Origin of the sequence: Idiomarina aquatica (assembly GCF_004362895.1) — a bacterium.
In the GTDB taxonomy this organism is placed as follows: domain Bacteria; phylum Pseudomonadota; class Gammaproteobacteria; order Enterobacterales; family Alteromonadaceae; genus Idiomarina.
This window is the reverse complement of sequence record NZ_SNXI01000007.1, coordinates 20,289-46,215: the sequence shown is the minus strand read 5'-3', so window position 1 is coordinate 46,215 and position 25,927 is coordinate 20,289. Positions and strand designations below refer to the sequence as shown.

General features: G+C 48.5%; 27 protein-coding genes and 1 tRNA gene. 19 read left to right on the top strand and 9 right to left on the bottom strand.

What is annotated here, in order from left to right; all coding sequences use genetic code 11:
- Nucleotides 1-11: 11 nt before the first annotated feature.
- Entirely contained in the window at nucleotides 12-455 is a 444-nt protein-coding gene (locus tag DEU29_RS07080; protein WP_133539551.1) for a DNA polymerase III subunit chi, read from the bottom strand.
- Nucleotide 456: 1 nt separating this feature from the next.
- Nucleotides 457-1,965: a leucyl aminopeptidase gene (gene pepA / locus DEU29_RS07075; protein ID WP_133539550.1), complete on the bottom strand. Its 1,509-nt coding sequence runs from the start codon at nucleotides 1,963-1,965 to the stop codon at nucleotides 457-459.
- Between the two features lie 159 nt (nucleotides 1,966-2,124).
- Here pepA and lptF point away from each other — a divergent pair, with 159 nt between their 5' ends.
- Nucleotides 2,125-3,225, top strand: coding sequence for an LPS export ABC transporter permease LptF (gene lptF / locus DEU29_RS07070; protein WP_208107617.1), 1,101 nt, complete (start codon nucleotides 2,125-2,127; stop codon nucleotides 3,223-3,225).
- Nucleotides 3,225-4,295 (top strand): LPS export ABC transporter permease LptG, encoded by a 1,071-nt coding sequence (gene lptG, locus DEU29_RS07065; protein ID WP_133539549.1) that lies wholly within the window; start codon nucleotides 3,225-3,227, stop codon nucleotides 4,293-4,295. The genes lptF and lptG overlap by 1 nt, the downstream gene beginning before the upstream one ends.
- A gap of 17 nt (nucleotides 4,296-4,312) precedes the next feature.
- On the opposite strand, the gene DEU29_RS07060 is transcribed toward lptG, so the two are convergent.
- A complete protein-coding gene (locus DEU29_RS07060; protein WP_133539548.1) occupies nucleotides 4,313-4,822 on the bottom strand; it encodes an RDD family protein in 510 nt (169 codons plus the stop codon).
- A 205-nt stretch (nucleotides 4,823-5,027) separates the two neighbouring features.
- On the opposite strand from DEU29_RS07060, the gene DEU29_RS07055 reads away from it, so the two are divergent.
- A tRNA-Leu gene (locus DEU29_RS07055) sits at nucleotides 5,028-5,114 on the top strand.
- A gap of 285 nt (nucleotides 5,115-5,399) precedes the next feature.
- Here the strand turns inward: DEU29_RS07055 and DEU29_RS07050 are convergent.
- Nucleotides 5,400-5,987 (bottom strand): hypothetical protein, encoded by a 588-nt coding sequence (locus DEU29_RS07050; RefSeq protein WP_133539547.1) that lies wholly within the window; start codon nucleotides 5,985-5,987, stop codon nucleotides 5,400-5,402.
- Between the two features lie 59 nt (nucleotides 5,988-6,046).
- Entirely contained in the window at nucleotides 6,047-6,328 is a 282-nt protein-coding gene (locus DEU29_RS07045) for a hypothetical protein (protein WP_133539546.1), read from the bottom strand.
- Between the two features lie 102 nt (nucleotides 6,329-6,430).
- Between DEU29_RS07045 and DEU29_RS07040 the strand changes: the two genes are divergently transcribed.
- From DEU29_RS07040 to dnaB, 11 genes are all read left to right on the top strand, one after another.
- The gene (locus tag DEU29_RS07040) at nucleotides 6,431-7,210 is read left to right on the top strand and encodes a PhzF family phenazine biosynthesis protein (protein WP_133539545.1); all 780 of its coding nucleotides are present in this window, start codon (nucleotides 6,431-6,433) and stop codon (nucleotides 7,208-7,210) included.
- Between the two features lie 111 nt (nucleotides 7,211-7,321).
- Complete coding sequence (locus DEU29_RS07035) at nucleotides 7,322-9,871, top strand: acylase (protein ID WP_133539544.1); 2,550 nt, start codon at nucleotides 7,322-7,324, stop codon at nucleotides 9,869-9,871.
- Nucleotides 9,872-10,016: 145 nt separating this feature from the next.
- Entirely contained in the window at nucleotides 10,017-12,332 is a 2,316-nt protein-coding gene (rnr, locus tag DEU29_RS07030) for a ribonuclease R (protein ID WP_133539543.1), read from the top strand.
- On the top strand, nucleotides 12,329-13,075 hold the full coding sequence (gene rlmB / locus DEU29_RS07025; RefSeq protein ID WP_133539542.1) for a 23S rRNA (guanosine(2251)-2'-O)-methyltransferase RlmB: 747 nt from the start codon (nucleotides 12,329-12,331) through the stop codon (nucleotides 13,073-13,075). The genes rnr and rlmB overlap by 4 nt, the downstream gene beginning before the upstream one ends.
- Nucleotides 13,065-13,502, top strand: coding sequence for a signaling protein (locus tag DEU29_RS07020; RefSeq protein ID WP_133539541.1), 438 nt, complete (start codon nucleotides 13,065-13,067; stop codon nucleotides 13,500-13,502). Before rlmB ends, DEU29_RS07020 begins: the two co-directional genes overlap by 11 nt.
- Before the next feature lie 142 nt (nucleotides 13,503-13,644).
- Entirely contained in the window at nucleotides 13,645-13,995 is a 351-nt protein-coding gene (gene rpsF / locus DEU29_RS07015) for a 30S ribosomal protein S6 (protein WP_105306976.1), read from the top strand.
- 34 nt (nucleotides 13,996-14,029) lie between these two features.
- The gene (priB, locus tag DEU29_RS07010) at nucleotides 14,030-14,329 is read left to right on the top strand and encodes a primosomal replication protein N (protein ID WP_133539540.1); all 300 of its coding nucleotides are present in this window, start codon (nucleotides 14,030-14,032) and stop codon (nucleotides 14,327-14,329) included.
- A 9-nt stretch (nucleotides 14,330-14,338) separates the two neighbouring features.
- On the top strand, nucleotides 14,339-14,566 hold the full coding sequence (gene rpsR, locus DEU29_RS07005) for a 30S ribosomal protein S18 (protein WP_006956988.1): 228 nt from the start codon (nucleotides 14,339-14,341) through the stop codon (nucleotides 14,564-14,566).
- A gap of 35 nt (nucleotides 14,567-14,601) precedes the next feature.
- Nucleotides 14,602-15,054, top strand: coding sequence for a 50S ribosomal protein L9 (gene rplI / locus DEU29_RS07000; RefSeq protein WP_133539539.1), 453 nt, complete (start codon nucleotides 14,602-14,604; stop codon nucleotides 15,052-15,054).
- A 349-nt stretch (nucleotides 15,055-15,403) separates the two neighbouring features.
- On the top strand, nucleotides 15,404-16,372 hold the full coding sequence (locus tag DEU29_RS06995; RefSeq protein ID WP_133539538.1) for a DUF4097 family beta strand repeat-containing protein: 969 nt from the start codon (nucleotides 15,404-15,406) through the stop codon (nucleotides 16,370-16,372).
- A 48-nt stretch (nucleotides 16,373-16,420) separates the two neighbouring features.
- Nucleotides 16,421-17,812 carry a replicative DNA helicase gene (dnaB, locus tag DEU29_RS06990; protein WP_133539537.1) on the top strand — a complete coding sequence of 464 codons (1,392 nt, stop codon included), beginning with the start codon at nucleotides 16,421-16,423 and terminating at the stop codon, nucleotides 17,810-17,812.
- A gap of 25 nt (nucleotides 17,813-17,837) precedes the next feature.
- Here dnaB and DEU29_RS06985 read toward each other — a convergent pair whose 3' ends face one another.
- The 4 genes from DEU29_RS06985 to zur are packed head-to-tail and all read right to left on the bottom strand — an operon-like array spanning nucleotide 17,838 to nucleotide 21,667.
- Complete coding sequence (locus DEU29_RS06985) at nucleotides 17,838-18,308, bottom strand: chemotaxis protein CheX (protein ID WP_133539536.1); 471 nt, start codon at nucleotides 18,306-18,308, stop codon at nucleotides 17,838-17,840.
- A 30-nt stretch (nucleotides 18,309-18,338) separates the two neighbouring features.
- Nucleotides 18,339-18,869: a DUF6702 family protein gene (locus DEU29_RS06980; protein ID WP_243734506.1), complete on the bottom strand. Its 531-nt coding sequence runs from the start codon at nucleotides 18,867-18,869 to the stop codon at nucleotides 18,339-18,341.
- Nucleotides 18,832-21,171, bottom strand: coding sequence for a M1 family metallopeptidase (locus tag DEU29_RS06975; protein ID WP_133539535.1), 2,340 nt, complete (start codon nucleotides 21,169-21,171; stop codon nucleotides 18,832-18,834). Before DEU29_RS06975 ends, DEU29_RS06980 begins: the two co-directional genes overlap by 38 nt.
- A gap of 55 nt (nucleotides 21,172-21,226) precedes the next feature.
- Nucleotides 21,227-21,667 (bottom strand): zinc uptake transcriptional repressor Zur, encoded by a 441-nt coding sequence (zur, locus tag DEU29_RS06970; RefSeq protein ID WP_133539534.1) that lies wholly within the window; start codon nucleotides 21,665-21,667, stop codon nucleotides 21,227-21,229.
- A gap of 143 nt (nucleotides 21,668-21,810) precedes the next feature.
- Here zur and dusA point away from each other — a divergent pair, with 143 nt between their 5' ends.
- From dusA to rplC, 5 genes are all read left to right on the top strand, one after another.
- Nucleotides 21,811-22,806 (top strand): tRNA dihydrouridine(20/20a) synthase DusA, encoded by a 996-nt coding sequence (dusA, locus tag DEU29_RS06965; RefSeq protein WP_133539533.1) that lies wholly within the window; start codon nucleotides 21,811-21,813, stop codon nucleotides 22,804-22,806.
- Nucleotides 22,807-22,992: 186 nt separating this feature from the next.
- A complete protein-coding gene (locus DEU29_RS06960) occupies nucleotides 22,993-23,259 on the top strand; it encodes a hypothetical protein (protein ID WP_133539532.1) in 267 nt (88 codons plus the stop codon).
- A gap of 198 nt (nucleotides 23,260-23,457) precedes the next feature.
- Nucleotides 23,458-24,654: a dipeptidase gene (locus DEU29_RS06955; RefSeq protein ID WP_133539531.1), complete on the top strand. Its 1,197-nt coding sequence runs from the start codon at nucleotides 23,458-23,460 to the stop codon at nucleotides 24,652-24,654.
- Between the two features lie 274 nt (nucleotides 24,655-24,928).
- The gene (gene rpsJ, locus DEU29_RS06950) at nucleotides 24,929-25,240 is read left to right on the top strand and encodes a 30S ribosomal protein S10 (RefSeq protein WP_008488677.1); all 312 of its coding nucleotides are present in this window, start codon (nucleotides 24,929-24,931) and stop codon (nucleotides 25,238-25,240) included.
- Nucleotides 25,241-25,278: 38 nt separating this feature from the next.
- Nucleotides 25,279-25,917: a 50S ribosomal protein L3 gene (gene rplC / locus DEU29_RS06945; RefSeq protein ID WP_133539530.1), complete on the top strand. Its 639-nt coding sequence runs from the start codon at nucleotides 25,279-25,281 to the stop codon at nucleotides 25,915-25,917.
- Nucleotides 25,918-25,927: the final 10 nt, after the last annotated feature.

Sequence of the window (25,927 nt, the reverse complement as noted above, 5' to 3'; positions counted from 1 at the left end):
TGACCTTACTATTACTCTGCGTTCAGGGGCTCAGTGGTTAATTGGCAACCGCTGGCCCGATAATGTTTGTAACGTTCACGTGCAATGGCTTTTTGCTCTTCATCGGCCGGCACGATATCAAAAATTGTGTGACTTTGTTGTGCTTGCGCCGGCACCTGCTCAGCCAGGTTAAACAAAACGTAGCCGGGCCGGCGGGCGATGTTGTCAGCCTCAGGCCAGACGATTTCTACCGGCACGCCATTAGCAGGCCCCTCGCCCACCAGATTGTGGGGAATAAAACTGTCCGCCGGGCGCTGCCACAATAGCTCGTCGATTTGTTCAGCCTGCTGTTGCGACCGAGCAAAGACACGAACCTTTTTATGTTGCCGAAAAAGATCCGCAATTTTATCGCAAATGAGACCGTTTTGCTCGTCTGCGGCAGCCTCGGGTAGCAGAAAAAAAGTAACCCGCGACATGTTACTCTGAACTATCCGTCTGGCTGCAACGATTAATCAGGAATTGCGTCAACAGCGGCACCGGGCGACCCGTTGATCCCTTATTAGCGCCGCCATTCCATGCGGTGCCGGCAATATCCATGTGTGCCCAGGTGTATTTTTTGGTAAAGCGCGATAAGAAACAGGCCGCGGTAATGGTACCGGCTTCTTTGCCGCCGATGTTTTGCATATCGGCAAACGGACTATCCAGCTGCGACTGATATTCGTCCCACAGTGGCAAGCGCCACGCTTTGTCGCCGCTTTGCGATGCGGCACTAAGAATTTCGCTGGCCAGCGGGTTGTGCTGACTTAAAACTGCCGAGGCATGTGAACCCAGTGCAACCACGCAGGCACCGGTTAAGGTAGCCATGTCGATAACCAATTCGGGCTCAAAACGTTCAACATAAGTTAGCGTATCGCATAAGACTAAACGGCCTTCAGCATCAGTGTTTAATACTTCAACCGTCTGTCCGCTCATGGTAGTAAGAATATCGCCCGGGCGATAAGCTTTGCCATCGGGCATGTTTTCGCAGCCTGCCATCACGCCAATAACATTGATCGGTAGTTGTAACTCTGCCAACGCCTGCATCGCGCCGATAACACCGGAAGCACCGCCCATGTCATATTTCATTTCGTCCATGTTGGCGGAGGGTTTGATGGAAATACCGCCGGAGTCAAATGTCAGGCCTTTACCAACTAACACAATAGGTGCCTGCTCATCGGCAGCACCGCGGTAATGCATCAGTGTAAGCACTGACTCATGCTCTGAGCCACGGCCAACGGCCAGGTATGCATTCATGCCCAGCTGCTCCATCTCGCTTTCTTCAACCGTGGTCACGGTTAAGTTGTCGTAGCTGTCAGCTATTTCCTTCGCCTGTTCTGCTAAATAACGGGGTGTGCAGATATTCGGCGGCATGTTGGCTACGTCGCGGCAACGATCCATTCCGGCTGCTACACCTAAACCATGCTGAATCGCCTGCTCACCAATACCTAGTTCCTTGCGGCTGGGCACGTTAAACACCAGCTTACGCAGCGGTCGGCGCGGCTCCTCTTTTTTAGTTTTTAACTGGTTAAAGGTGTAATTAGCGGAACGTGCAGCCTCAACGGCTTGCCGAACTTTCCAGTAGGTATCACGGCCTTTAACATGCAGTTCACTTAAAAAGCAGACCGCTTCCATCGAGCCTGTTTCGTTAAGCGTATTGATCATTTTTGCAATAATTTGCTTATACTGGCGTTCGTCAAGCTCTCGCTCTTTGCCACAACCAATAAGCAATACACGCTCGGCGAGGACATTAGGTACATGATGTAACAGCAATACCTGACCGGCTTTGCCTTCGAGGTCGCCGCGGCGCAATAAGTTGCTCAGATAGCCATCGCTAACGTTGTCGAGTTGTTCGGCTACGCCTGACAATCGACGGGGATCAAAGACCCCAACGACGATACAAGCAGAGCGTTGTTTTTCCGGGTTACCACTTTTTACGCTGAACTCCATGAAACGGCTCCTGTTTCGGTAGGGCTAAAGGCCTGCTATAGTTTACCTAAAGCATAAATTTGTTGTTAAAATACCAAGTTTACTTAAAAATCACAGCTATTCCAGTAAAAACCCATGTTATGGGGTTAAACTTAGAGCGAACATTAAGAGCGAAAGCCGGTGCGCATATTTAAATACCTGATCAATGAGACCTTTAAATCTCAACTTGCCGTTTTATTTATTTTGATAACAATTTTTGTCAGTCAAAAATTTGTCCGGGTGCTATCGGATGCATCCGAAGGTGATATTCCCGGTACCATCATATTTCAGCTGTTGTCGTTAAACTTACCGGCATTATTGTCACTAATCCTGCCGTTAAGCCTGTTTTTGGGTATTTTGCTGGCGCACGGGCGTATTTACGCAGATAACGAAATGACCGTGCTGCACGCCTGTGGTGTTAGCGAATGGTATGTCACCCGGGTGACGCTGGTGCTGTCGCTGGTATTAGCGCTTGCCACGGCGGCGTTAACGTTGTGGGCAGTGCCATGGGCATTAGATCAAGAACAGAAAATTGAAGATAAAGCACGCGCAGATAGTGGCCTGACGGCATTAATGCCCGGTCGTTTTCAGCAAGCCAGTAACCAAAAAGCCGTCATTTTTATCGAAGCGCAGGGTGAAGAGGGGCAGCTGGATAATGTGTTTGTAGCACAGCACCAGCATGAACAGGGTCAACTGCAGTCAGGCAGTGTGGTGATGGCGGATGGTGGCCGGGTTATTACCGAAGCATCGGGTGAGCAATGGCTGGAGCTGAATAACGGTAAACGCTTTGCTGGTGATGCCAACAGCTACCAGCTGATGCAGTTTGATAGCTATCGCCTGCAGATTAAAGAGCAGCCGGTTAACGAGCAAATTCGCAAGCTGGAAGCCTACAGTACGCAAGAGCTGCTGCAAGAGTCCGGCGCTGCGGCTGTGGCTGAGTTTCAGTGGCGTGTGGCGATTCCGTTGGCGATGCCGTTGCTGACATTGATTGCGGTGCCGTTAAGCCGGGTTAATCCGCGGCAGGGTAAATTCGCGCGGATGGCACCGGCGCTGCTTATCTATTTGGGGTACTTTCTGCTGCTGATGGCGGCTAAATCTGCTGTCCGCGATGGTGTCATTCCTACCGCTATTGGTTTGTGGTGGATCCATATCGGGCTATTGATATTCGGCATGATATTAATTGGTAAGGGGCGTCCGGTGGGCTTACGGATGCTGGCCTCGCTAAAATGGGGGCGTAGTTAATGTTATCAATTCTGGAACGTTACATCGGTATGACGGTGTTGCGTACGTCGCTACTTAGTTTAGCTGTGTTGACCGGGCTGTCGTCGCTGATTCGTTTTGTTGAACAGTTAAAGTCAGTGGGGCGGGGCAGTTACGAAGTGGTTGATGCCGCGTTGTTTGTGTTTTACAGCCTGCCCCGGGATATCGAGGTATTCTTTCCTATGGCTGCCTTGTTGGGTGGTTTGATAGGCATGGGCATGTTGGCCAGTAACTCCGAGTTAGTGGTGATGATGGCAGCGGGGCGCTCGCGCCTGAATATTGCGGCTGCGGTGATGAAAACCGCCATTATTATGATGGTCGCGGTAATGGCGATTGGCGAGTGGATTGCGCCGCCAATGGAAGCCAAAGGGCGGTTAATCCGGGCACAGGAAATATCCGGTGGTAGCTTGATTTCGGCGCAGCGCGGGGTGTGGGCTAAAGACGGTAATCGTTTTATCAATATCGGCGAAGTGCAGGATACCGGCCAACTGAACAGCGTATTGATTTACGAGTTTACCGAACAAAAGCAGTTAGACACGGTTACCTATGCGCAGTCAGCGGTATTCAGTGACCAAAAATGGCGCTTAAACCAGGTGGTGGTGACCGAAATTGGTGAACGCAGAATTAACGAACGCCGGGTGCCATCAATAGCGTGGCAGTCAAGTTTAACACCTGACAAACTGGGCGTTGTAACGGTAAAGCCGGAGTCTTTGTCGATAACCGGGCTACTGGATTACCTGACCTATTTGGAGAGCAACCAGCAGTCATCGCAGCGTTATGAGCTGGCGCTGTGGCGCAAGGTATTAGCACCGATTACGGTCGCGGTGATGTTATTGGTGGCGTTGTCGTTTATCTTCGGGCCGCTGCGCTCGACCAGTATGGGGGCGCGCATCTTATTGGGCGTGGTGACCGGTTTTGGTTTTCACGTAACCAACGAGATTTTCGGGCCGTTAGCGCAGGTTTACCAGATTCCGGCGATACTGGGCGCGGTATTGCCCAGTATCGTGTTTGCCGGTTTGGCTGTTTATTTTATGCAGAAGCGGCCGGGCTAGCTTGTTCGCGGAAGCGACTATAAATCATGCCAATAAAATAGCTGGTTAGCCTCTTTAGATAGCACAACCAGCTCAGTGCCGGCGGCGTAGTCGTGCCAGCTGCGACGGTTTTTAAAATCGACTAACACCCATAAACTGCCAAGGCCGGCGCAGCACGTTAGTAACCTGATCACGACCTGGGTTAGCGACAGTTTACTGCCATCACGGTTTTGTAGTTTTAACCGCCATGCGCGCATACCGACGGTTTGCCCGGAGGTTTTCCAGAAATAGCCAAAAAAAATCGCCACCACGGTAATCAAATAAATGCTGTACCAGGGCCCCTGAGCCAGCCAGGCCGCGTGGTCGAACTCTTCGGTTAAGGTAATCATGCCGGTTGCAGACAAGATCCCGGCAAAAGCTAGCGCCACAGCAGATGCCAGCATAATAATAGCGGCTGCTACCAGTAAATCATAAATCCACGCGGCAAGACGTCGAAGTATTCCCGCACTGGGGAAACTGGCATGTAATTTTTGTGCTTCGGTAACCACGGTAACCCTTATCGTTGCTTGTGCTAATCAAACCACGAAAGTGTAACACGAAGCCGAAAAATCGCGTATGCATGGGGCAAAAAAGGCGGCATTGGTTAACTAATCAGCAATTAAACCAGTAACTGAAAAATTTCTGCAATAAGTGCTTGATTAGCACCATGTCACGGGTATAATCCCACCCGTCGACCAAGACATCCTATCTTTTGCCGAGGTGGCGGAATTGGTAGACGCAGTGGATTCAAAATCCACCGCTGGTAACAGCGTGGGGGTTCAAGTCCCCCCCTCGGCACCATCAATTAGAAATAATCAGTTATAAATAGTCCTTTAAAACCACAGCGCCAAATCACGCTATTGATCTAAAACGCCACTGCTTCAGTTTAAGCTTTTAGTTTATTCCGCGCTTGAGGCATTTATGCGTCTATTTATCATGTCGGGGTTGTTATTAATGGTCCCGCTGGGGTTAGCAAACACCCCCGGCGATGCAAACACAGACGTTTTATGACCACTTGACGGTAAAACTGGGCGATAGCTGGGTAACGCTTGTATCAATAATAAGCGCTACCGCTAGCTGTTTACGTTAGTCCATTAATTCACCATGACTGACGGCAGTCATGATTTCGGCAAAAGTGGACGCGGAGTGATAAATGTTTACTGATTCTCCGGTGACTTCAGCGATGCGTAGTGATGAAATAACGCCGCGCAGAATTTCCCCTTCTTTAATCACTAAAAAGTCGTAACCTCGAGTCTTCAATGTTGCTGCGGCATCGCCAATGCGCGCTTGATTCAGCAACCGATATTCGATTTGTGGCAATTGCGCTAGGTTCACCATCAGCGCACTGACGCTCACTTCAGCGCGCGGAATCTGAGCTTGTAATGCTAATTGCATGGCACGCCGGCCATAAAACTCACGTAGCGCCACAAATCCGATGATATTACCTTTGGTATTACTCACACAGGCGTAGCGTTGACCGCTTTTATGCAAAAGTGACTCGGTCTTAGCAAGACTAGTGTCGGCATCGACGATAACGGGCTCATGCTGACGGAAATCATCAAACACAGCCGTCGCCGGCGCATGCCAACTTGCGTGACTAAACTCTTGCTGGGTGTTTTCTGTGCCCAGTTCCGGGCTCATGTGATCGGATGGGATCGCTTTAAATTGGTTCATATGAATACTCCACTAACACAGATAGTAAACGTTGATGACGTCGTTAAATCAAAATTGCGTTAGCAGATTACTGGCGGGGCACGGCTCTGTGGGAAAGAAAACTTAAACGCGACATTAGCTAGCGACAGTGCTGACGGTTGACCGAACGATAGACGATGCCAGGGGGGGAGTTCCGGCGTAGTTGTTAAACTGTCGAGATCACTCGTTTCGTTTTCAACGTCTGCTTGTAACAGCGTTTGGTGGTAATTGAGACCCTGTCTGTCTAGCGTCGTATGCTGGGTGATGTTGTGTTTATCTGACTTGACGCCGGCATAAACGTATTCGGCATGCGCGACAGTCATTGCGCTCGCTAGCAGCAGAAATAAGTTGAATATCTTTATCAGCATCGTGTTCATCACTTACTATGTATAGCCAATAACTGGTAATAACAAGAGGAAGTTGCGGTGGAACTCAATTTATTTCAGGTGGATGCTTTTGCTGAGCGTGTTTTTGAGGGGAATCCGGCAGCAGTCGTGCCTTTGCAACAATGGCTTGCTGATGACCTGCTGTTAAAAATAGCCGAAGAAAATAATTTATCCGAAACCGCGTTTATTGTGCCGCAGGGTGAGCGCTTTCAGCTGCGTTGGTTTACGCCGGCAGCTGAAGTGGATCTGTGTGGTCATGCAACCTTAGCGGCTGCGCATGTGGTTTTTGAGCACTTGGGTTACGCTCAACAGCAGGTGTCGTTCGAGAGCCGTAGCGGTGAGCTTATTGTGCATCGCACAGAACAAGGTTTAATGATGGACTTTCCGGCGACGCTGCCGGAGTCGGTTGCGGTGCCTGAGGCCATTAGCCAGGTACTGGACGTTGAGCCGCAAGCCGTGTTGCTGGGGTTTGACCACATTGTTGTTCTTGCTGATGAACATCAGGTGCTGGATCTCGCCCCCGACTTATCCGTCTTACAGCGGCTGGACTCGCGCGGGGTCGTATTTACAGCCGCCGGTCGCGACTATGACTGCGTCAGCCGCTGTTTTTTCCCCAAGCTTAATGTACCTGAAGATCCGGTAACCGGCTCGGCACACTGCCAGCTGGCGCCATATTGGGCGCAACGGTTAAATAAAAACCACATTTTAGCCCGCCAGGCATCCCGTCGTGGCGGAACATTGCAGTGTGTCGTGGTCGGTGACCGAGTGCAGATACATGGCACTGCGGTAGATTACCTGAAAGGCACGATAAAGCTATAATAAACCGGCAGAAATTGACTTGCAGGTTCGACCTGTAGCTTCCATACTCAAGCACTAAACGAATAAGGCAGTATCGTTTTAAAAATTAAAAACAATAACAAGGAAAAAGCGATGAATTTGCCAACAAAAAGTCGGATTTATCAGGGGATGATCCTGGCTGGCGTAGTGACGCTCGCTGGCTGTGAATTTGAAAACGACGTACCGGAATACCAAGCACCGCCAGTGGCGGAAGAACCTGACCACAGTAGTCCGTTACCAGAACAGGAGCCGTTAACTACCTTTGATACAGATGGTGAGTTAACCGCGGATATTACCTGGACAGACTATGGCGTACCTTACATAACTGCCGACAATGTCGAAAGTATAGCGTTTGGCGTGGGCTATGCCTTTGCGCAAGACAATATTTGTATCCTTGCCGATCAAATCGTTAAGTTTAATTCTCAGCGGTCCATGTTCTTTGGTCCTGATAACCCGATTGGATCGGGTAACAGCCAAAACTTAATCGATGATTTTGGCTTTTTAGCATTAGGTATCCGTGACAACGCGGAGCAGGGCTATGACAGCCTGACTGACGAATCTAAAGCCTTACTTGAAGGTTATGCGGCAGGTTATAACAAGTACCTGAATGATACCGGTGTTGCGAATATTGACCCTCAATGTGCCGGCCAACCATTTGTGCGCGAAATTACGCCGGTCGACATGCTGACCTATGCGCAGGGGGTTGCGTTGTTGCCGGGAGCCAGTAACTTTACGGGTGCGGTGTTTGTAGCAGCGCCTCCGGGGCAGGACTTTGCGCCCCAGCCGGTTATGCCGGGTCAGGAAACCGCGAGTCTGAATCTGGCCAATGTAGACGTTCACATGCCGGAACCGAACCCTACCGAAATGGGCTCAAATGGTTGGGCTGTGGGGCGTGACTTAAGTGCAACCGGGCAGGGTATGCTGTTAGCTAACCCGCACTTCCCGCATACCGGTAACCAACGCTTCTGGCAGTTTGGTATAGAAATTCCGGGCGAGTTGAAAGTTGCCGGTGGCTCGTTATCGGGTATGCCAGGTGTGGTTAATATCGGCTTTAACGAGAACGTGGCCTGGACGCATACTTTCTCTACCGCTAACCGCTTTGTTGTGCACCAATTAGAACTGGACCCGGCGGATGAATCGGGTACCACCTATTTGGTCGACGGCGAGCCGGTCGAGATGACAACCAAGACGCACCAGATTCGGGTTAATGTCGGTGGCGGGAATAGTATTACCCTGGAAAAAACCAGCTACCACAGTGAGTTCGGTACCATCATAAAGGTTCCTAACTCACCATTAACCTGGGGTGTGGATGATTTTGGTAAAGACGTCGCTTATGCGATTTACGATGCCAACTTGCCAAACTACGAAGTGCTTGACCACTGGCTGGCAATGAACCGGGCGCGTAATATCGAAGAATACCGCCAAAGCTTTATTGACTATACCGGTACGGTATTTAACAACGCGATGGCAGTTGATGACGATGGCGATGCCTTCTTTACTGATGGTTCATCGGTGCCGAATATCAGCGACGAAGCGATTGCCGCATGGGAGCAAAACACCTTGCTGCAGGGCATTAGTGCTTCTGCCGGCTTCCCTGTGATGCCGGGTAATTCAGCAATGTTCAAAGCAGACGGCAAGATGTCGTTTGACCGTGCTCCTTCACTGTTGCGCACTGACTTTGTACAAAACTCGAATAACAGTTATTGGCTAACCAACCCGGATACGCCAATTGAGAATGTTGCGCCGTTGTGGGGACCAATCAACAACGAACAATCGTGGCGTTCGCGTTTAGGCCAAAAAATGCTGGCTGAAGGTGGCTCTGCTGATGGTAAGTTTACCCGTGAAGATATCGCCGAGAAGTTGTTAAGTAATCGTAGCTATCTGGCTGAGGTGCTGTTGGACGATCTGCTGGCGTTGTGTACCCGTCAGGGTGAACAACCGGTATCTACTGCGGCCGGCAATATCAGCATCAAACCTGCTTGCGATACGCTCGGTCAGTGGGATGGCACGATGAACAAAGATAGCGTCGGTGCGATGTTGTTCCGTGAATTTGCTACCGAATTTAATCGCAACCCCAAATGGGAAGTTGAGTTTGATCCGGCTGATCCACTTAATACGCCGCGCGACATGGTAAACAATGTGTCGGTATTAACGGATCTGGGTAATGCCATGGTGCGCATCCAGTCACTGGGATTACCGATTGACGCGCCGTTGGGCGAAGTGCAATTTGTCGAACGCGCATTACCGACCGGACAACCTTCGGGTCAGCGCTTACCCTGGGGTGGTGCTAACAACGTTGAAGGTGGCTTTAACGTCTTCCGTGCTAACACCGGTTCAGATGGTACCATCTATCCGCGTTTAATTTATCCTGAAGCAGATGGTTCCAACCTGACCGAAGCCGGCCTTGGCTATCATATTAGCTACGGTTCAAGCTGGATGTTTACCATGGAATTTACCGAGAACGGTCCGGTAGCCGAAGGACTACTGAGTTACTCGCAGTCACGTAACGTGTTCTCTGATCACTACATTGACCAGACGCTGCTGTACTCGCAACAGCCACAGTTGCGTCCGATTTGGTTTGATAACAGTGATATTCAGGAAAACACCATTCGCGAGCTGAGTTTATCGCAGCCAAACGAATAAGTTTTTCGGCTAAAACACAGCAACAGCCCCCGCAAGTAAGCGGGGGTTTTTTATTGTCATGGTAGATTAACTGACAAGAGCTATTCAGGTGCGTATACTATTAGTTAGGTAAAAGACGCAAGATACGCGCAAAATTAAGGATTCTATGACCGATAACAACGCAAGCAACAGCAACGACCAAACGACACCACAATACGATGTCGAAATCCCGTCACGGGATGAACTGCTTGAACTGGTAACTGAGCGCTTAAAGCCAGTGCCCTTTGACGATTTTATTACGCATTTTAAGCTGCAGGATGAGCGACAGCATATTGGTGTAAAGCGTCGTTTGCGGGCAATGGAGCGTGATGGTCAATTAGTCTATACCAAAGCCAATTGTTATGGTCTGCCCGAGCGCATGCAGTTGGTCCGCGGCACCATTATCGGTCATCGTGATGGCTTCGGATTTTGTCGCCCTGATGACGGCGGCAAAGATATTTTTATTCCGCACCACCAAATGTATTCGGTGCTGCATGGCGATAAAGTACTGATTAAGCCTGCCGGGACCGATAACCGCGGCCGTGCCGAAGGTCGTGTCGTTCGTGTTGTTGAGCCGCGGGATAGTAATATCGTCGGACGTTATTTTGTCGAAAATGATTTGGGCATTGTGGTGCCGGATGACTCGCGTATTAGTCAGGATATCTTAATACCGCATGCCGACAATCTTGGCGCGCGCCATGGTCAACTCGTTGTCGTGACCATTACGCGCCGGCCTAATCGCCGCACCAGTCCTATTGGTAAGGTCTATGAAATACTGGGTGACCATATGGCGCCGGGTATGGAAATCGAAATCGCGATTCGTGAGCATGATATTCCTAACGAATGGCCAGAGGGTATTGACGCTGAGCTGGAAAAATACAGCGAGGAAGTACCCAAAGAGGCTTACGATGGCCGTGTCGATCTGCGGGAATTGCCATTAATAACCATTGATGGCGAAGATTCACGTGATTTTGATGACGCTGTGTGTGCCTTGCCGGAAGAAAAAGGCTGGCGCTTATGGGTAGCTATTGCTGACGTATCCTATTACGTAAAACCGTCGACTCAGCTGGATAACGAAGCCGTTAACCGCGGTAATTCGGTTTACTTTCCGAATAACGTCATTCCGATGCTACCGGAAAAACTTTCTAATGGGCTGTGTTCGCTTAATCCTAACGTCGACCGCTTGTGTATGGTCGCGGAAATGGAAATTGGCCCGCGCGGTAAGCTGAAAAACTCGCGTTTTTATCCGGCGGTGATGAATTCACACGCCCGCCTCACCTACACCAAAGTTAAGCAAATCTTAGATGGTGACGCAGAACTGCGCGAGCAGTATAAAAACGTACTCAGCAATATTGAAGAACTGCACAATGTGTATAAAGCACTGGCTACGGTACGTAAACAACGCTCTGCCATAGAGTTTGACACGCAGGAAACGCGCTTTATTTTTAATGCGCACCGCAAAATTGAGCGGATTGAACCGGTCAAACGTCATGTGGCGCACAAAATTATCGAAGAGTGCATGATTGCCGCGAACGTTGCATCGGCGCGACTGATTGAAAGCGAAGAAGAAATTGGTGCGCTATTCCGCGTGCATGAAGCACCGGCAGACGAGCGTTTAACCAGTTTCAGGGCTTTCCTGGGCGAACTGGGGTTAAGTTTGGGCGGCGGCGATAAGCCAACGCCATCGGACTATGGTAAATTATTAGAGGAAGTCAAAGATCGCCCTGATCATGAATTGATCGAGACGATGTTGCTGCGCTCAATGCAGCAGGCCGTCTATCAGTCTGAGAATGAAGGGCATTTTGGGCTGGCGCTTAAATCCTACTCGCACTTCACTTCGCCGATTCGGCGCTACCCTGATCTGATTCTGCATCGGGCGATTAAATCGATTCTGCGTAAGCGTGAAGGCACAGAGCAAGCGTTGACGGGTGCATGGGCTTACAGTGAGCGTGAGCTGGAGGATCTTGGCGTACATTGTTCGATGACTGAACGTCGGGCTGATGATGCAACGCGGCAAGTGGATGAATGGCTGAAATGTGAATTCATGTTAGATCACATCGGTATGGAGTTCAGTGGTGTGGTCTCATCGGTAACCAACTTTGGTTTGTTTGTTCGCCTGGACGAATACCAAATCGATGGTCTGGTTCATATTAGCAATCTCGGCGATGATTATTATCAGTATGACAATCAAAAAGGGTTGTTGATTGGTGAAAATACACGCACCGTGTACCGCCTCGGTGATAAAGTTCAGGTTCGAGTTAAGACCGTTGACCTGGATGAACGTAAGATCGATTTAAGCTTGATCGCGGCAGAGAGCCCTGCGGGTAAACAACGCAAACGTAATAGTGGTAAAACCCAGCGCAAAAAATCTCAGGGTGGCAAAAAGCCAACTAATAAGAAGCCGCAAAAGGGCAACAAAGGCAAGGGTAAAAAATCATCATGAGCCAAAAGGTCACGGTATTTGGTTTACACGCGGTTCGTTCTATTTTGGATAACCATCCGGACCGATTGGTTGAGCTTTATGTCTCTAAAGAGCGCCAAAATGATGCGGTCAATGCACTGGTGCAACAAACGCATACGATTGGCATCAGGCCGCAGTGGGTGCCAAAGCATGCGCTGGATAAACGCGCTGAGGGTGGTAATCACCAAGGCGTGGTAGCCACGGTAACGTCTTTGCCTACGCTGACCGAACATGATTTTGCCAAATTGATTGATGACAGTGAGCAGTCGCCACTATTTTTAGTGCTGGATGGTATTACCGACCCGCATAATCTGGGGGCCTGCCTGCGCACTGCCGATGCCGCTGGGGTAACCGCCGTGGTGGTGCCTAAAGACAAGTCAGTACAGATTACGCCGACCGTGCGTAAGGTCGCCTCTGGTGCCGCGGAAGTGGTGCCAATGGTCGTAGTGACCAACCTGGCTCGTGCGCTCCGGGAACTACAGCAATTGAATGTCTGGATTGTCGGTACGGCGGGCGAAGCAACAAAATCACTTTACGAAATAGACTATCAGGGCCCGACTGCCATGGTAATGGGCGCTGAAGGTAAAGGCATGCGCCGCTTAACGCGTGAAACCTGCGATGAACTGGTATCGATTCCGTTGGCAGGCAGTGTCAGTAGTTTAAATGTATCGGTCGCCAGTGGCGTGTGTTTATTTGAGGTTGTCAGACAGCGCAATGGATCTTAAACGTCGACTATTGCCCATTGCCATTGCCTTAGTGTTAATTGCAATGGTTTTTATTAGCTGGACTCCTAACTGGGAGTCGGGTGAGTTTATTCGCTCGACCAAACCCTACGTAAACTTCGAGTATCAATTTGATACTACAGAAACCCGCACCCTGAGTGAGGTTGCTGAAGATATTGATAACCGCTTAGAGGTGCGCCACGAGTGGCATAAAGTGGGTGACCGCGAAGCGCAATATGACGTGGTAATAGCGCTGGTCGAACGCGACGGAGCGATACAAATTGATGCCACCTTGCATCGCAACGATAAACGTTTTGATCATATTGTTGTGCGCGGTCAGAGCGAAGTCAAAAACGAATTGGTTGGCCGCCTGGTTGGCCTGCTGACCGACCGTATTGAATCATCCCACCAAGCCGCCGACAGCGAATAAGCAAAAATTGCTTTTTACCTTTAAATGCGTTAGTATCGCGCGGCTTAAATCAGCCATTGAATTAACTACTAGTTGAGTTCCTTGCTTCTATGTCAGTGCGGCTGAGCTGAACCGAGGCTATACGAACCAAAAGGAAACTGTAATGCGTCATTACGAAATCGTATTTATGGTCCACCCGGACCAAAGCGAGCAAGTACCTGGCATGATCGAGCGCTATAGCGAAACGATCAAGCAAGGTGGTGGTCAGATCCATCGTTTGGAAGACTGGGGCCGTCGTCAACTGGCTTATCCAATCAATAAACTGCACAAAGCGCACTATGTTCTGTTGAACATCGAAGCGTCTGCAGAGGTTGTAGAAGAGCTGGAAACTGCATTCCGTTTTAACGATGCAGTATTGCGCAACATGATTATGCGCAAAAAAGAAGCGATCGTTGAACCTTCGCCGCTGACTAAGCCGAAGGAAGATCGTAAAGGTGACAGTGAAGCTGCCTAACTCGTTTGAGTAAAGCAGACCCTCAGAGAGACGTATGAATCGACTACACATTACCGGTACTGTTTGTAAACCCGCGAAGCTGGAAACCAGTCCGTCGGGCATCGAGCACTTATTGGTGACCATCGAACACCGTTCGATGCAACCGGAAGCCGGAATGAACCGTCAAAGTTACGTTAAACTGCAGCTCGTTATGAGCGGTGAAGGGTTACAACACTGGTTACAAAAATTGACGGTGGGTAGTGAGGTACACGCAGAAGGTTTTCTGCATCGCCACGAAGACAACAATGGTCTGGCGCGTTTAGTACTTCATGCTCAGCACTTAGAACAGATCTAGGAGACCATCATGGCTCGTTTTTTCCGTCGCCGTAAGTTCTGCCGTTTTAAGGCAGAAGGCGTTAAAGAGATTGATTACAAAGATATCGCTACGCTGAAGAACTACATTACCGAATCAGGTAAAATTGTTCCTAGCCGTATCACTGGTACCTCTGCGAAGTATCAGCGCCAGTTAGCTCGTGCTATCAAGCGCGCTCGTTATTTGTCATTGCTGCCTTACACTGATTCACATCAGTAAGTTAGCAACGGTTCCAAGATTAAGGGTAGCGAAAAATGAATATCATCTTGTTAGACAAAATTGCTAACCTGGGTGGCTTAGGCGACCAAGTTAGCGTTAAATCAGGTTATGCACGTAACTTCTTATTCCCTCAGGGTAAAGCGGTTCCTGCAACCAAATCAAACATTGAACTGTTTGAACAGCGTCGCGCTGAGTACGAAGCTAAGCTTGCTGACGAATTAGCAGCAGCAGAAGCTCGTGCAGAAAAAATCAACGCACTGGATACTATCGAAATCGCTTCTAAAGCTGGTGACGAAGGTAAACTGTTCGGTTCAATCGGCACGCGTGATATCGCTGACGCGATTACTGCAGCCGGCGTAGAAGTGAAGAAAGCTGAAGTATTAATGCCTCACGGTACTATCCGTGAAACTGGCGAATACGAGCTGGAATTGCACTTGCACGCAGACGTGTTTGCTAACGTAAACCTGAAAGTTGTTGCTGCTGACTAATCAGTAAGTGCCAACAACCAGAGAAAAAGCTGCCATTCGGCAGCTTTTTTTTTGAAAAAATTTACCCCGCCTGTAAACCCTGCTAAAACCCATAGCGACTCATTAGCAAATAACTTAAAAAGTAATGCATAGACAGGGAGACAACGGTGTCCGAGCTCACCGATATAAAACTGCCTGAACAAATGAATTAAGCTCAACAGCAGCAACTTATCCGCTCGATGCAACAAAATGGCGGTAACGCGCAAATGCTCGAACTGCTGCGCTGGATTAACCAACAAGAATTGCAGTTGTTGCAACAGGCTTATCAGCAACAACCCAAATTACAAGCGATCTAAACAGGAGATGTGCGATGAGTAAGTTATTAAAAGCCCTACCGGTATTGGCGGGTGTTCTAATGGCTTCGGTCAGTTTTAACAGTGTGGCGCAACAGCCGGTTGATAAAACCATCGATATTAGTGCTGGCACCCAGATTTACCTCAATAACGAGCGCGGTGAGTTAGAGGTGATAACACATGACAAAAGCCAGGTTCGGTTGGTAGGAACGCTCGACGAAAACGCCGAGGAGCTTATTTTTGAGCTACGCGGCAACGGCGTGAGAATCGAGGTTAGGACGCCCGAGCAGAACGGCTGGAGTTACAATGACGAAGAAGGCTCGGAGCTAACGCTGTATATGCCATCAACTAGCCCGTTGAAAGTAGAGGGTGTATCGATGGACGTGCGTGCGTCAGACCTGCAGGCAGTTACAGACATTACCCTGGTAAGTGGTGATATCAAGCTCACCAATGCCGCCCGCGATGTACTGTTAAAAACGGTGTCGGGTGATATCAAAGCCAGCCAGTTAGCGGGCGATGTTACCTTAGAAACGGTAAGTGGTGATATTACCGATATTGAAAATGCAGCGACCGTTGCAAAATACCAGGCGGTCAGTGGCGACGTCGATGTTCAGTCTGATACCTTAAAGCGCTTTCAGTTGCAGAATGTCTCCGGTGATGTAGAGATGCGTTTGCCTGCCGTCGATTCAGGCGATGTAAAAAACGTCAGCGGCGACGTTGATATCACGCTCGGGCTTAACGACACCGCAAGTCTGGACGCCTCGTCGGTGAGCGGTGACTTAAACTTCCGCTTATTGGGTGAGGTAAACGCAACCTTTGATCTGAAAGCTAATGCAGGCGGCGACATTGTCAACGGAATTACCGATGCTAAAGCTGATGAGTCTCGTTGGGGGGCCTCATCATCATTGGACTTTACTGCCGGCTCTGGCGCTGCGCGGGTAAAAATGAGTACGGTGTCCGGAACTATCGAAATTCGCAGCGAATAACGCTATAGTAGGCGGGTTATTCAATACCACTCAAGAGAAGCGTCTTGCATGGCCCAAGCTGCAAAAAAATCTGATAAAGCAATTGAGGCGCTGCGTTCAGCGCCTCACTCGATCGAGGCTGAACAGTCCGTGTTAGGCGGATTAATGCTTGATAACGATGCCTGGGATAAAGTGGCTGGCAGCATCATTGCCGAAGACTTTTATCATCGCGGGCATCGGATGATTTTTCAGGCCCTACAAAAACTATCTGATAACAGCCAACCAATGGATTTGGTTACTGTTTCTGAAGTACTCGAGGCCGCAGGTGAATTGGACAAAGTGGGTGGTTTCGCTTATTTAGGTGAAATATCAAAAAATACCCCCAGTGCGGCCAATATTTTAGCCTACGCAAATATTGTGCGTGAACGGGCTGTTTTGCGCGAAATGATCGCAGCCGCCAATGACATTGCCGAGTCCGGTTACGATACGCAGGGCAGAACCAGCCAGGAACTGCTGGATGAGGCGGAGAGTAAAGTATTCCGCATTGCCGAAAAACGTACTAGCGCGACAGAGGGCCCCAAGGGTGTCAGCGATATTCTGGCCAAGACTATCGAGCGCATAGACGCGTTAAGTAAAATTAAAAACCACAACGGCGTGACCGGAGTATCCAGTGGTTTCCACGATCTGGACCAGATGACAGCCGGGCTGCAGCCATCGGATTTGATTATTGTCGCCGCGCGTCCGTCGATGGGTAAAACAACCTTCGCGATGAACCTGGCTGAAAATATTGCAATGAACGAAGAAAAGCCCGTTCTGGTATTCAGTCTGGAGATGCCGGCAGAACAAATTATGATGCGTATGCTGGCATCATTAAGCCGGGTTGATCAGAACAAAGTTCGGACCGGTAAACTTGAGGATGATGACTGGGCACGCATTGCTTCAGTGATGAATATTCTCAACGAGAAAAACAATCTTTACATTGATGATGCGTCGGGGCTGACACCTACCGAAGTGCGTTCTCGTGCTCGTCGTATTGCACGGGATCACGATGGTTTATCAATGATCATGGTGGATTATCTGCAATTGATGACGGTACCGGGGATGTCCGAGAACCGCACGCTGGAAATTGCAGAAATATCGCGCTCGTTAAAATCGCTGGCCAAAGAGCTCAATGTACCGGTAGTTGCGTTGTCGCAGTTAAACCGTTCACTAGAGCAACGCTCTGATAAACGGCCGGTAAACTCTGATTTACGTGAATCCGGCTCAATAGAGCAGGATGCTGACGTCATTATGTTTATCTACCGGGATGAGGTTTATCATCCGGACAGCGGTGAGAAAGGGCTGGCAGAAATTATCATAGGTAAACAGCGTAACGGGCCTATAGGCAAGATAGAGCTTAAGTTTCATGGCCACTTGTCCCGCTTTGATAATTTTGCGCGAGCTGCCGATGACCATTACTAGTTAGAGTTGACGGCTAAAATAAACCTTAGCCAATCTTATCAAAACAAATTTCGATGTAGGCTTTGCCGGCAATATGGCTAAAAGGCATGATAATTCTGGGACCTTCAGAACGGTGTGAAATCGTGTGATCTTTACCGGATACAACAATCGGAGTAGCCATATCAAACTCGTACCCTTTTTCACCCAGGGTTTTTTTGGCTCCACCGGTAACCATATTGGTAATTTCACCCACCATGTCACAGACTTCGTCATCAACTGAGTCTGGCATTTCGCCTAACATCTTATTCATGATTTCGCAGGCCAGGTTTTCTTCAAAAGAGATAGAAAACGAGCCTTTTATTTGTGGCCCAACCATACCGATAATGCCGGACACATCGCCTCGCGCGACATCATCTTTTTTAAGCTGCGGCTTTCCGGGTTTCAATTCCGTTTGCGCCATCATCGACATTACATTTTGTAATGCCTGCAGAAATGGGTTTACGAACTCAGCATTCATGCAATCTTGTCCCTATGTCGTTGCAAGTATTTATTGGCAGTTTACCGCTTTTGTATAGTTTTCGCGAGTCAAGGTAACGCCATCAGTGCCGTTATCGGTTACAAAGTTAACGGTATTCACCTGTGGAGCAAATTCGCGCATCAATATATTGTTACTCACCCGCCAATTACAAAAATCGGTCGGGGCAATATCAACTTCCTGGTAAAGCCAAATATTCTGGAAGTCAGCTTCAAAGCCAATCCAGTTAAGCTTTACTTTATTGTCATTACTGTCAAAAAGGGTGAATTGGTTTTCAAGCCAACGCATTATTTGCGCTTCTGCGTTAGGGTTGTCGAGCGTGAAGTCATCACCGTACTGCTTCTGTAACGCCCGTTGCACGTCATGCAGAGTGTATTGATGAACAACCTCGACATGTTGGGTGCGGGGGTTATAACTGACTTCAGTCAGCCCAAAAAAATACTTGTGCGCTGCTACCTGAGGTAGCAGCGCAAGTGACAATAATGCAGTAAAAAAGACGGCTAATTTATTCTTCATCGTCGTCTGTTTTAAGTTCTGCATCATAATCTTCCATCATGCTGTTGTCGCGATCACCACGTTTAAATAGTTCGATACGTGATGGCACCGGACGGGCTGGCCAATAGTTGTTGGTAGTATCAACATCAGCGGTTTCCCAGTATGGGTCGAGCACGATTTCTGCGATGGTTTTGTCGCGAATCAGCAATTTACTGACCTGCTGCGGCGAGCGACGCCAGATTTCTGCCGGAATACGGACGTGTTCTTTACTACCGTCTTGGTAGTGGAGATCAAGCAGAATAGGCATGACCAGACCGCCAAGATTACTGAAGTCTAAGACATAAAAGTTACTGCCGTTATCAAGCATTGCTTTTTGTTCTTCATTAAGACCATCCAGCAACGTCTTGTATTTGTTGCGATCAGCATTAGTAACCGTGTATTCGTCATGCTCGTTATAAAAGTCCTGCAACTGTTCTTGTTGGTGGATTTTATACATTACGTCTTGATTACGAACCGCGGTAATGGTTTCCGGGTCCTGTTCATCAACCTGCTTACGCCATGCCGCCTCTACCTCTGGATCCTGGGTGCTGACGGTCAGCAAATTGACCTGATCCAGGCTGATGTCGACATGGTCTGTGGTGTAGAACCAACCACGGAAGAACCAGTCAAGATCAACGCCACTGGCGTCTTCTAAGGTGCGGAAAAGGTCTTCTGGAGTCGGTCGTTTAAACTTCCAGCGATTAGCGTATTCACGGAAGGCAAAGTCAAATAATTCACGACCCACGATAGTTTCGCGCAGAATATTCAATGCTGTCGCTGGTTTACCATAAGCGTTATTACCAAACTGCAGAATAGATTCTGAGTTAGTCATAATCGGCATTTGGTTATCACTAGCCATATAGGTCACGATATTACGTGCATCGCCACGCCAGGATGGATAGTCGGGCTCCCATTCTTGTTCCGCTAAGAACTGTAGGTAGGTGTTGATACCCTCGTCCATCCAGGTCCACTGGCGTTCGTCTGAGTTGACGATCATGGGGAAGTAAATATGACCGATTTCGTGGATGATGACGGTAATCAGGCCGTATTTAGTGCGTTTAGAGTAATATTTCTCACCACTTTCTTCGTCCAGATATGGGCGCGGACCGTTAAAGGTGATCATAGGGTACTCCATACCACCGACCGGACCATTTACTGAAATCGCAACAGGGTAGGGGTAGTCAAAGCTGTAGTCGTTATATACGTCAATGGTGTGAATAATTGACGCCGTCGAATAACGCTCCCATAGCGGGTTGCCTTCTTCCGGGTAAAACGACATTGCCATAACGTCGGTGTCACCCTTTTGATAGCGCTGCGCATCCCAGATAAACTTACGCGATGATGCCCAGGCAAAATCACGAACTTTATCGGCTTTAAAAACCCAGGTTTTGGTTTCGTCAGTGCCTTCTTTTTCGTTTTCCAGCGCTTCGTCCTGAGTCACGATTTTAACTGGTTGGTCAGATGATTTAGCTTGCTCTAGACGATCTAATTGTTCGTCAGTTAACACCTCTTCGGCATTTTGTAGCTCGCCGGTTGAGGCCACGATATGATCGGCTGGTACCGTAATCGCAACAGTGTAATCGCCAAACTCCAGGGCAAATTCACCGTTGCCGATAAACTGCTTATTCTGCCAGCCTTCTACATCATAGTAGGCTGCCATACGCGGGAACCACTGCGCCATTTCATACAGATAGTTACCATCGTCCTCGAAGTACTCGTAACCACCACGGCCACCTAGTACATCAGCTTCGATAATGTTGTTCTGCCAGCCGATGTTAAAAGTAACGCTTTCACCCGATGCCAGTGCTTCATCTAAATCAATACGCATCATGGTGTCATTGATGGTGTAATCCATCGGCTCGCCGCGGGTATCGCTGACATCGGTAATAGTGTAACCAGCCGGAAACTCTTCCTGGGTTAACATGCTTTCCATACGAGAAAAGCTCACCCGTTCAAGGCTATCTGCTGAGGTAGCGCGGGTTTTGGGACCAATTGAATCCTTTTTGAACCGGTTTTGGTCTAACTGCACCCACAAATAACGCAGGGTATCCGGTGAGTTATTGGTATAGGTAATGGTGCTACGCGCGCTGACGCTTTGATTATCGTCATTCAGTGTTACGCGAATATCGTAGTCAACCTCTTGCTGCCAGTATTGGTGGCCCGGAGCGCCGGATGCTGTACGGTAAACGTTAGGGGTACGAAATTTATCGTCGTTTAACTGACGAAATTTATCATCAAACGCCTGACCACTGGCAAGCGTGGAAAATCCTAACCCTGCAATCGTAATACCCAACAGGTAATTTAACTTCATAGGAAGGCCTATCTATTTTGTATTGTTATAAGGAAAGTCTTAAATAATGATACTGTTAGTGGCACTTAGCGCAAAGCCCGTGTGCCTCTATAGTTTGTTCTTGTACCAAAAAACCTTGTCCTTCAGCTTGATGCTGAAGCTCTTCGTAAACGCCGTCAGATTGGATCTCCTGGACGTTTCCGCATGATTCACAGATTAACATTTGCACCGGGTGGTGGTGATCAAAATGCGAGCAAAGTACAAAACTATTCGATGAAGTGATTTTGTGGACAAAGCCTTGCTCTTGTAAAAAATCCAATGCGCGGTAAATAGTAGGTGGTTTGGCATTTGGCACGATAATTTTTAATTGATCGAGCAGATCATAAGCACCAATTGAACCATCCTGCTGGGCGAGAATGGCAAATACTTCTTTACGCGTCGATGTCATACGGGCGCCACGCGCCTGACAAAGTTTTTCAGCCTTGCGAACAAGGCGCTCGGTTTCTGACTTGGTCATAGTTTACACAGTATTAATGCTGAAACCTCATTGTAATGCCTTTTAAATCAGAGGCAACCGTTTTGCACGGGTAGGTGGTGAGATATGCCTGTTGTTACGGTATAATGCGGATTAATTCTGTTATCAAGTGATTTGCCTAACGTATGCCTAGCTATCCCTACAAAACCTCAGTGGCCCCGATGCTGGATTGGACCGATCGTCATTGTCGATATTTTCATCGGCTATTGACTCCTAAAACCTTACTTTATACGGAAATGGTAACCACTGGCGCAATTTTATTCGGTCAACAGGATTTCCTGGCTTATAATGACGCTGAGCATCCGGTCGCCTTGCAGCTTGGCGGCAGTGAACCTGAGGCTATGGCACGCTGCGCCGAGCAGGCTCAGCAACGGGGTTACGATGAGGTAAACATTAATGTCGGTTGTCCGTCCGATCGGGTTCAAAATGGTAGTTTTGGCGCTTGCTTGATGGCGCAGCCCGAATCCGTAGCTGATTGTGTCAGGGCTATGAAGCGGGTGGTGGATATACCGGTCACCGTTAAAACGCGGCTTGGTATTGATGAACAGGATTCAGACGAATTTTTATATCAATTTTTAGATGCCGTGGTGGATGCCGGTGTTGACCAGTTGACGCTGCATGCCCGAAAAGCCTGGCTGAGTGGTTTGAGCCCAAAAGAAAATCGTGAGGTACCGCCACTTCAGTATCAGCGTGTTTATCAGGCTAAGCAACGTTATATCGATACACCCATTAGTATCAATGGCGGTGTAAAAAGCAAGGCTGAGGTGTTGGCGCACCTTGAACACGTGGATTCGGTAATGATTGGTCGTGAAGCATACCAAAATCCCTGGATGCTCACTGAGTTAGCTGGTATTGAGAGCGAGGAGCGGCTGGGGTTCGACCGCGAACAGGTTGCCAGGCAAATGATTACCTACGTGAATGAACATATAAGCCAAGGTGGCCGTGCGTGGCACGTGGTGCGCCACATGCTGGGGCTATTCCAGGGCCAGCCGGGTGGTAAAAAATGGCGGCAATATTTGAGTATAAAAGGTCCTCGAGCCAAAGACGGGAGCGCATTAATAGAAGGTGCACTGGCGTTTAGGCTTAACCCTGAAGAGACGTTAGCGGATTTGACCAGTTAGTTGGTTAAATTAGCTAATTAATTATTTGGTAGTTAATGGCGGTATTCGCCTGTGTTTTAGAAGGCAAATAAAAAACCAATAAAATCATGGTGTTAGTAAACAAATAGAAGTTGGCACAACCTTTGTATTAGTAACTACGACTTAACTATTGAGTCGAACACAAACAAGAATACAAAGGAGAACATCATGAAAAAAGTCATCTTAACTTCAGTGGCAGCTACAGCACTTATGGTATCCAGTGCAGCGTCTGCACAGCAAGCGGAGCAAGAAGCTACCTCTTTTATTAGCGAGCAAGTTGCAAACGTATCGGTTGAATTGTTTAACGCAACCAAAGCCACGGTGATTGAGACGTTAACCGTATGGGGTGATGAATTACTTGCCTCAGAAAGCGACCAGGCAGTTGCTGCTAACGAGCCGGCCGAAGAAAAGCAAAACCAGCCAAAAACTCAATAAACGTGCGTGAGGTTAACCATGTTTATTAATGAATGGTGGCTTGCCTGGTTAGTAGCGCCGGTCGTTGGAACCCTGATAATAGGGACGTTAGTAATCGGCGCTTTTATCGCATTCAGCGCATCTATAGTGCGTCACAGTTGAAGATTTGTTAACCTGCCTAATCCAGAAAACAGTTTATTGTATTACCGAGGATTAAGCATGTTAAAAACAACGATAAAAGCGTCAGTGCTGGCGGTAATGAGTGTAGCGGCTACTATGGCCGGCGCACAGGAATACCAGGCGAGCGACAAAGCAAAACAACTGGCAAAAAAATATCTTATCGCCGATACCCATATTGATGTGCCCTATCGAATTCATAATAGCTGGGAAGATGTAACTGTTGCCACAGAAAGCGGCGACTTTGACTACCCCCGTGCAGTAGAGGGCGGTCTGAACGTACCCTTTATGGCTATTTATATCCCGGCCGAATATGAGCAAACCGGTGGCAGTATTGAGTTAGCTCATGACTTGATTGATAGTATGGAAGCATTGGTGGGTCGCGCACCGAATAAATTTGCACTTGCCTATTCGCCCGCTGAAGCGCGCGAAAATATGAATAATGGACTGATGTCTATCGCTATGGGGATGGAAAACGGAACCCCAATGGAGGGCGATCTCGACAACCTGGAAATGTTCTATGAGCGTGGCGTACGATATATTTCGTTTGCTCACTCACAAACCAATCATATCTCTGACTCGTCCTATGACATCCGCAAGCAATGGGACGGGCTTAGCGAGTTTGGCTTTGAACTGGTCAAAGCGTGTAACGATATTGGCATGATGATCGATGTATCACATATCTCTGACGAAGCCTTTTACGACGTTATCGAAACGACTGAAGCGCCGGTTATAGCCTCGCATTCGTCGTTACGTAGCTTTACTCCGGGCTTTGAACGCAATATGAGCGACGATATGCTCAAAAAACTGGCTGAAAATGGCGGTGTAGTACAAATTAATTTCGGTTCGTCGTTTGTTGCCCAACAAGCCAATCGTTACCGCGATATGATGAAAAAACGGATTCAAGCCGTTTACCAGCAGTTTGGCGAGGACAGTGATGAAGCGAAGCGCCGTGTTGCTGAAATCGAAGCAACTAATCCATACCCCTACGCGACGCTGGAACAGGTATTGGACCACATCGACCACGTCAAAGAATTAATTGGTGTTGAGCATATTGGTATTGGCTCAGATTATGATGGCGTTGGTGACTCACTGCCGGTTGGCCTAAAAGATGTTTCTACTTATCCTAATTTAGTTCAGGGTCTGTTAGACCGTGACTACTCCGAAAAAGAAATTGAAATGATTCTGGGTGGTAACTTTACCCGCGTTTGGCAGCAGGTTTTGGATCACGCCAAGTAGCTTGCGCTTTTAGCGCAAGTTCTACCAAGAAGTCGCGCCATAGGCGCAACCTACATATTGCTAAATGTTGACATACGGTCGCGAAGGTGTATAATTCGCGACCACATCAATTTTCCCTAAGCCGCAAGGTTTATATGTTTGGTGTTCCACAGCAGTCCCGATAGGGGATTGAATGGTTGATGTAGAGATATTCGCACCCCCGGTATGTGCCAGGGAGGTTTGCGTTTGTCTGTGCTCTTTTTTAAATGCTCTTTAATTGAGGCTTTGATTTTTTATGGCTAATCAAAGAATTCGGATTCGTTTGAAAGCGTTCGATCACCGTCTGATCGACCAGTCAACTGCAGAGATCGTAGAAACTGCAAAACGCACTGGTGCTCAGGTACGTGGTCCAATTCCACTGCCAACACGGAAAGAACGCTTCACCGTGCTGATTTCTCCACACGTAAACAAAGATGCGCGTGACCAGTACGAAATCCGCACCCACAAGCGTCTGATCGATATCATGGACCCAACTGACAAAACTGTTGACGCATTGATGCGTTTAGATTTGGCAGCTGGCGTTGATGTACAGATCAGCTTGGGTTAAGTGGGCAGTAATAGGATTACACACGAGAGGTTTTAACAATGGCTATAGGTCTAGTCGGTCGTAAAGTAGGAATGACGCGTGTCTTCCAGGAAGACGGCGCTTCTGTTCCTGTTACTGTGATCGAAGTGTTGGCGAACCGTGTGACTCAGGTTAAATCTGAAGACACAGACGGTTATCGCGCGCTTCAAGTGACCACAGGCGAGAAGAAAGCGAGTCGTGTCACCAAGCCTTTAGCAGGTCATTTTGCTAAAGCTGGTACAGAGGCTGGTCGCGGTCTTTGGGAATTCCGCCTTGAAAATGGCGAAGGCGAAGATTATGCAGTGGGTTCTGAACTGACTGTAGAAGTTTTTGCAGAAACTAAAAAAGTGGACGTTACTGGTACTTCTAAAGGTAAAGGCTTTGCCGGTACCGTGAAGCGCTGGAACTTCCGTACTCAGGACGCTACCCACGGTAACTCATTATCACACCGTGCACCGGGTTCAATCGGTCAAAACCAGTCGCCTGGTAAAGTATTTAAAGGCAAAAAAATGGCTGGTCAAATGGGTAACGAACGCGTCACCACTCAATCACTTGAGTTGGTCCGTGTAGATGCAGAACGCAACTTGTTGTTGATCAAAGGTGCGGTCCCTGGTGCTACCGGCAGTGATGTTATCGTTAAACCTGCGGTCAAGGCGTAACGTCTGAGGA

Coding starts and splice junctions, on each gene's coding strand:
- DEU29_RS07080 (WP_133539551.1), bottom strand. CDS start 455: ATGTCGCGGGTTACTTTTTTTCTGCTACCCGAGGCTGCCGCAGACGAG.
- pepA (WP_133539550.1), bottom strand. CDS start 1,965: ATGGAGTTCAGCGTAAAAAGTGGTAACCCGGAAAAACAACGCTCTGCT.
- lptG (WP_133539549.1), top strand. CDS start 3,225: ATGTTATCAATTCTGGAACGTTACATCGGTATGACGGTGTTGCGTACG.
- DEU29_RS07050 (WP_133539547.1), bottom strand. CDS start 5,987: ATGAACCAATTTAAAGCGATCCCATCCGATCACATGAGCCCGGAACTG.
- DEU29_RS07045 (WP_133539546.1), bottom strand. CDS start 6,328: ATGACTGTCGCGCATGCCGAATACGTTTATGCCGGCGTCAAGTCAGAT.
- DEU29_RS07035 (WP_133539544.1), top strand. CDS start 7,322: ATGAATTTGCCAACAAAAAGTCGGATTTATCAGGGGATGATCCTGGCT.
- rnr (WP_133539543.1), top strand. CDS start 10,017: ATGACCGATAACAACGCAAGCAACAGCAACGACCAAACGACACCACAA.
- rlmB (WP_133539542.1), top strand. CDS start 12,329: ATGAGCCAAAAGGTCACGGTATTTGGTTTACACGCGGTTCGTTCTATT.
- DEU29_RS07020 (WP_133539541.1), top strand. CDS start 13,065: ATGGATCTTAAACGTCGACTATTGCCCATTGCCATTGCCTTAGTGTTA.
- rpsF (WP_105306976.1), top strand. CDS start 13,645: ATGCGTCATTACGAAATCGTATTTATGGTCCACCCGGACCAAAGCGAG.
- priB (WP_133539540.1), top strand. CDS start 14,030: ATGAATCGACTACACATTACCGGTACTGTTTGTAAACCCGCGAAGCTG.
- rpsR (WP_006956988.1), top strand. CDS start 14,339: ATGGCTCGTTTTTTCCGTCGCCGTAAGTTCTGCCGTTTTAAGGCAGAA.
- rplI (WP_133539539.1), top strand. CDS start 14,602: ATGAATATCATCTTGTTAGACAAAATTGCTAACCTGGGTGGCTTAGGC.
- DEU29_RS06995 (WP_133539538.1), top strand. CDS start 15,404: ATGAGTAAGTTATTAAAAGCCCTACCGGTATTGGCGGGTGTTCTAATG.
- dnaB (WP_133539537.1), top strand. CDS start 16,421: ATGGCCCAAGCTGCAAAAAAATCTGATAAAGCAATTGAGGCGCTGCGT.
- DEU29_RS06985 (WP_133539536.1), bottom strand. CDS start 18,308: ATGAATGCTGAGTTCGTAAACCCATTTCTGCAGGCATTACAAAATGTA.
- DEU29_RS06980 (WP_243734506.1), bottom strand. CDS start 18,869: ATGATGCAGAACTTAAAACAGACGACGATGAAGAATAAATTAGCCGTC.
- DEU29_RS06975 (WP_133539535.1), bottom strand. CDS start 21,171: ATGAAGTTAAATTACCTGTTGGGTATTACGATTGCAGGGTTAGGATTT.
- zur (WP_133539534.1), bottom strand. CDS start 21,667: ATGACCAAGTCAGAAACCGAGCGCCTTGTTCGCAAGGCTGAAAAACTT.
- dusA (WP_133539533.1), top strand. CDS start 21,811: ATGCCTAGCTATCCCTACAAAACCTCAGTGGCCCCGATGCTGGATTGG.
- DEU29_RS06960 (WP_133539532.1), top strand. CDS start 22,993: ATGAAAAAAGTCATCTTAACTTCAGTGGCAGCTACAGCACTTATGGTA.
- DEU29_RS06955 (WP_133539531.1), top strand. CDS start 23,458: ATGTTAAAAACAACGATAAAAGCGTCAGTGCTGGCGGTAATGAGTGTA.
- rpsJ (WP_008488677.1), top strand. CDS start 24,929: ATGGCTAATCAAAGAATTCGGATTCGTTTGAAAGCGTTCGATCACCGT.
- rplC (WP_133539530.1), top strand. CDS start 25,279: ATGGCTATAGGTCTAGTCGGTCGTAAAGTAGGAATGACGCGTGTCTTC.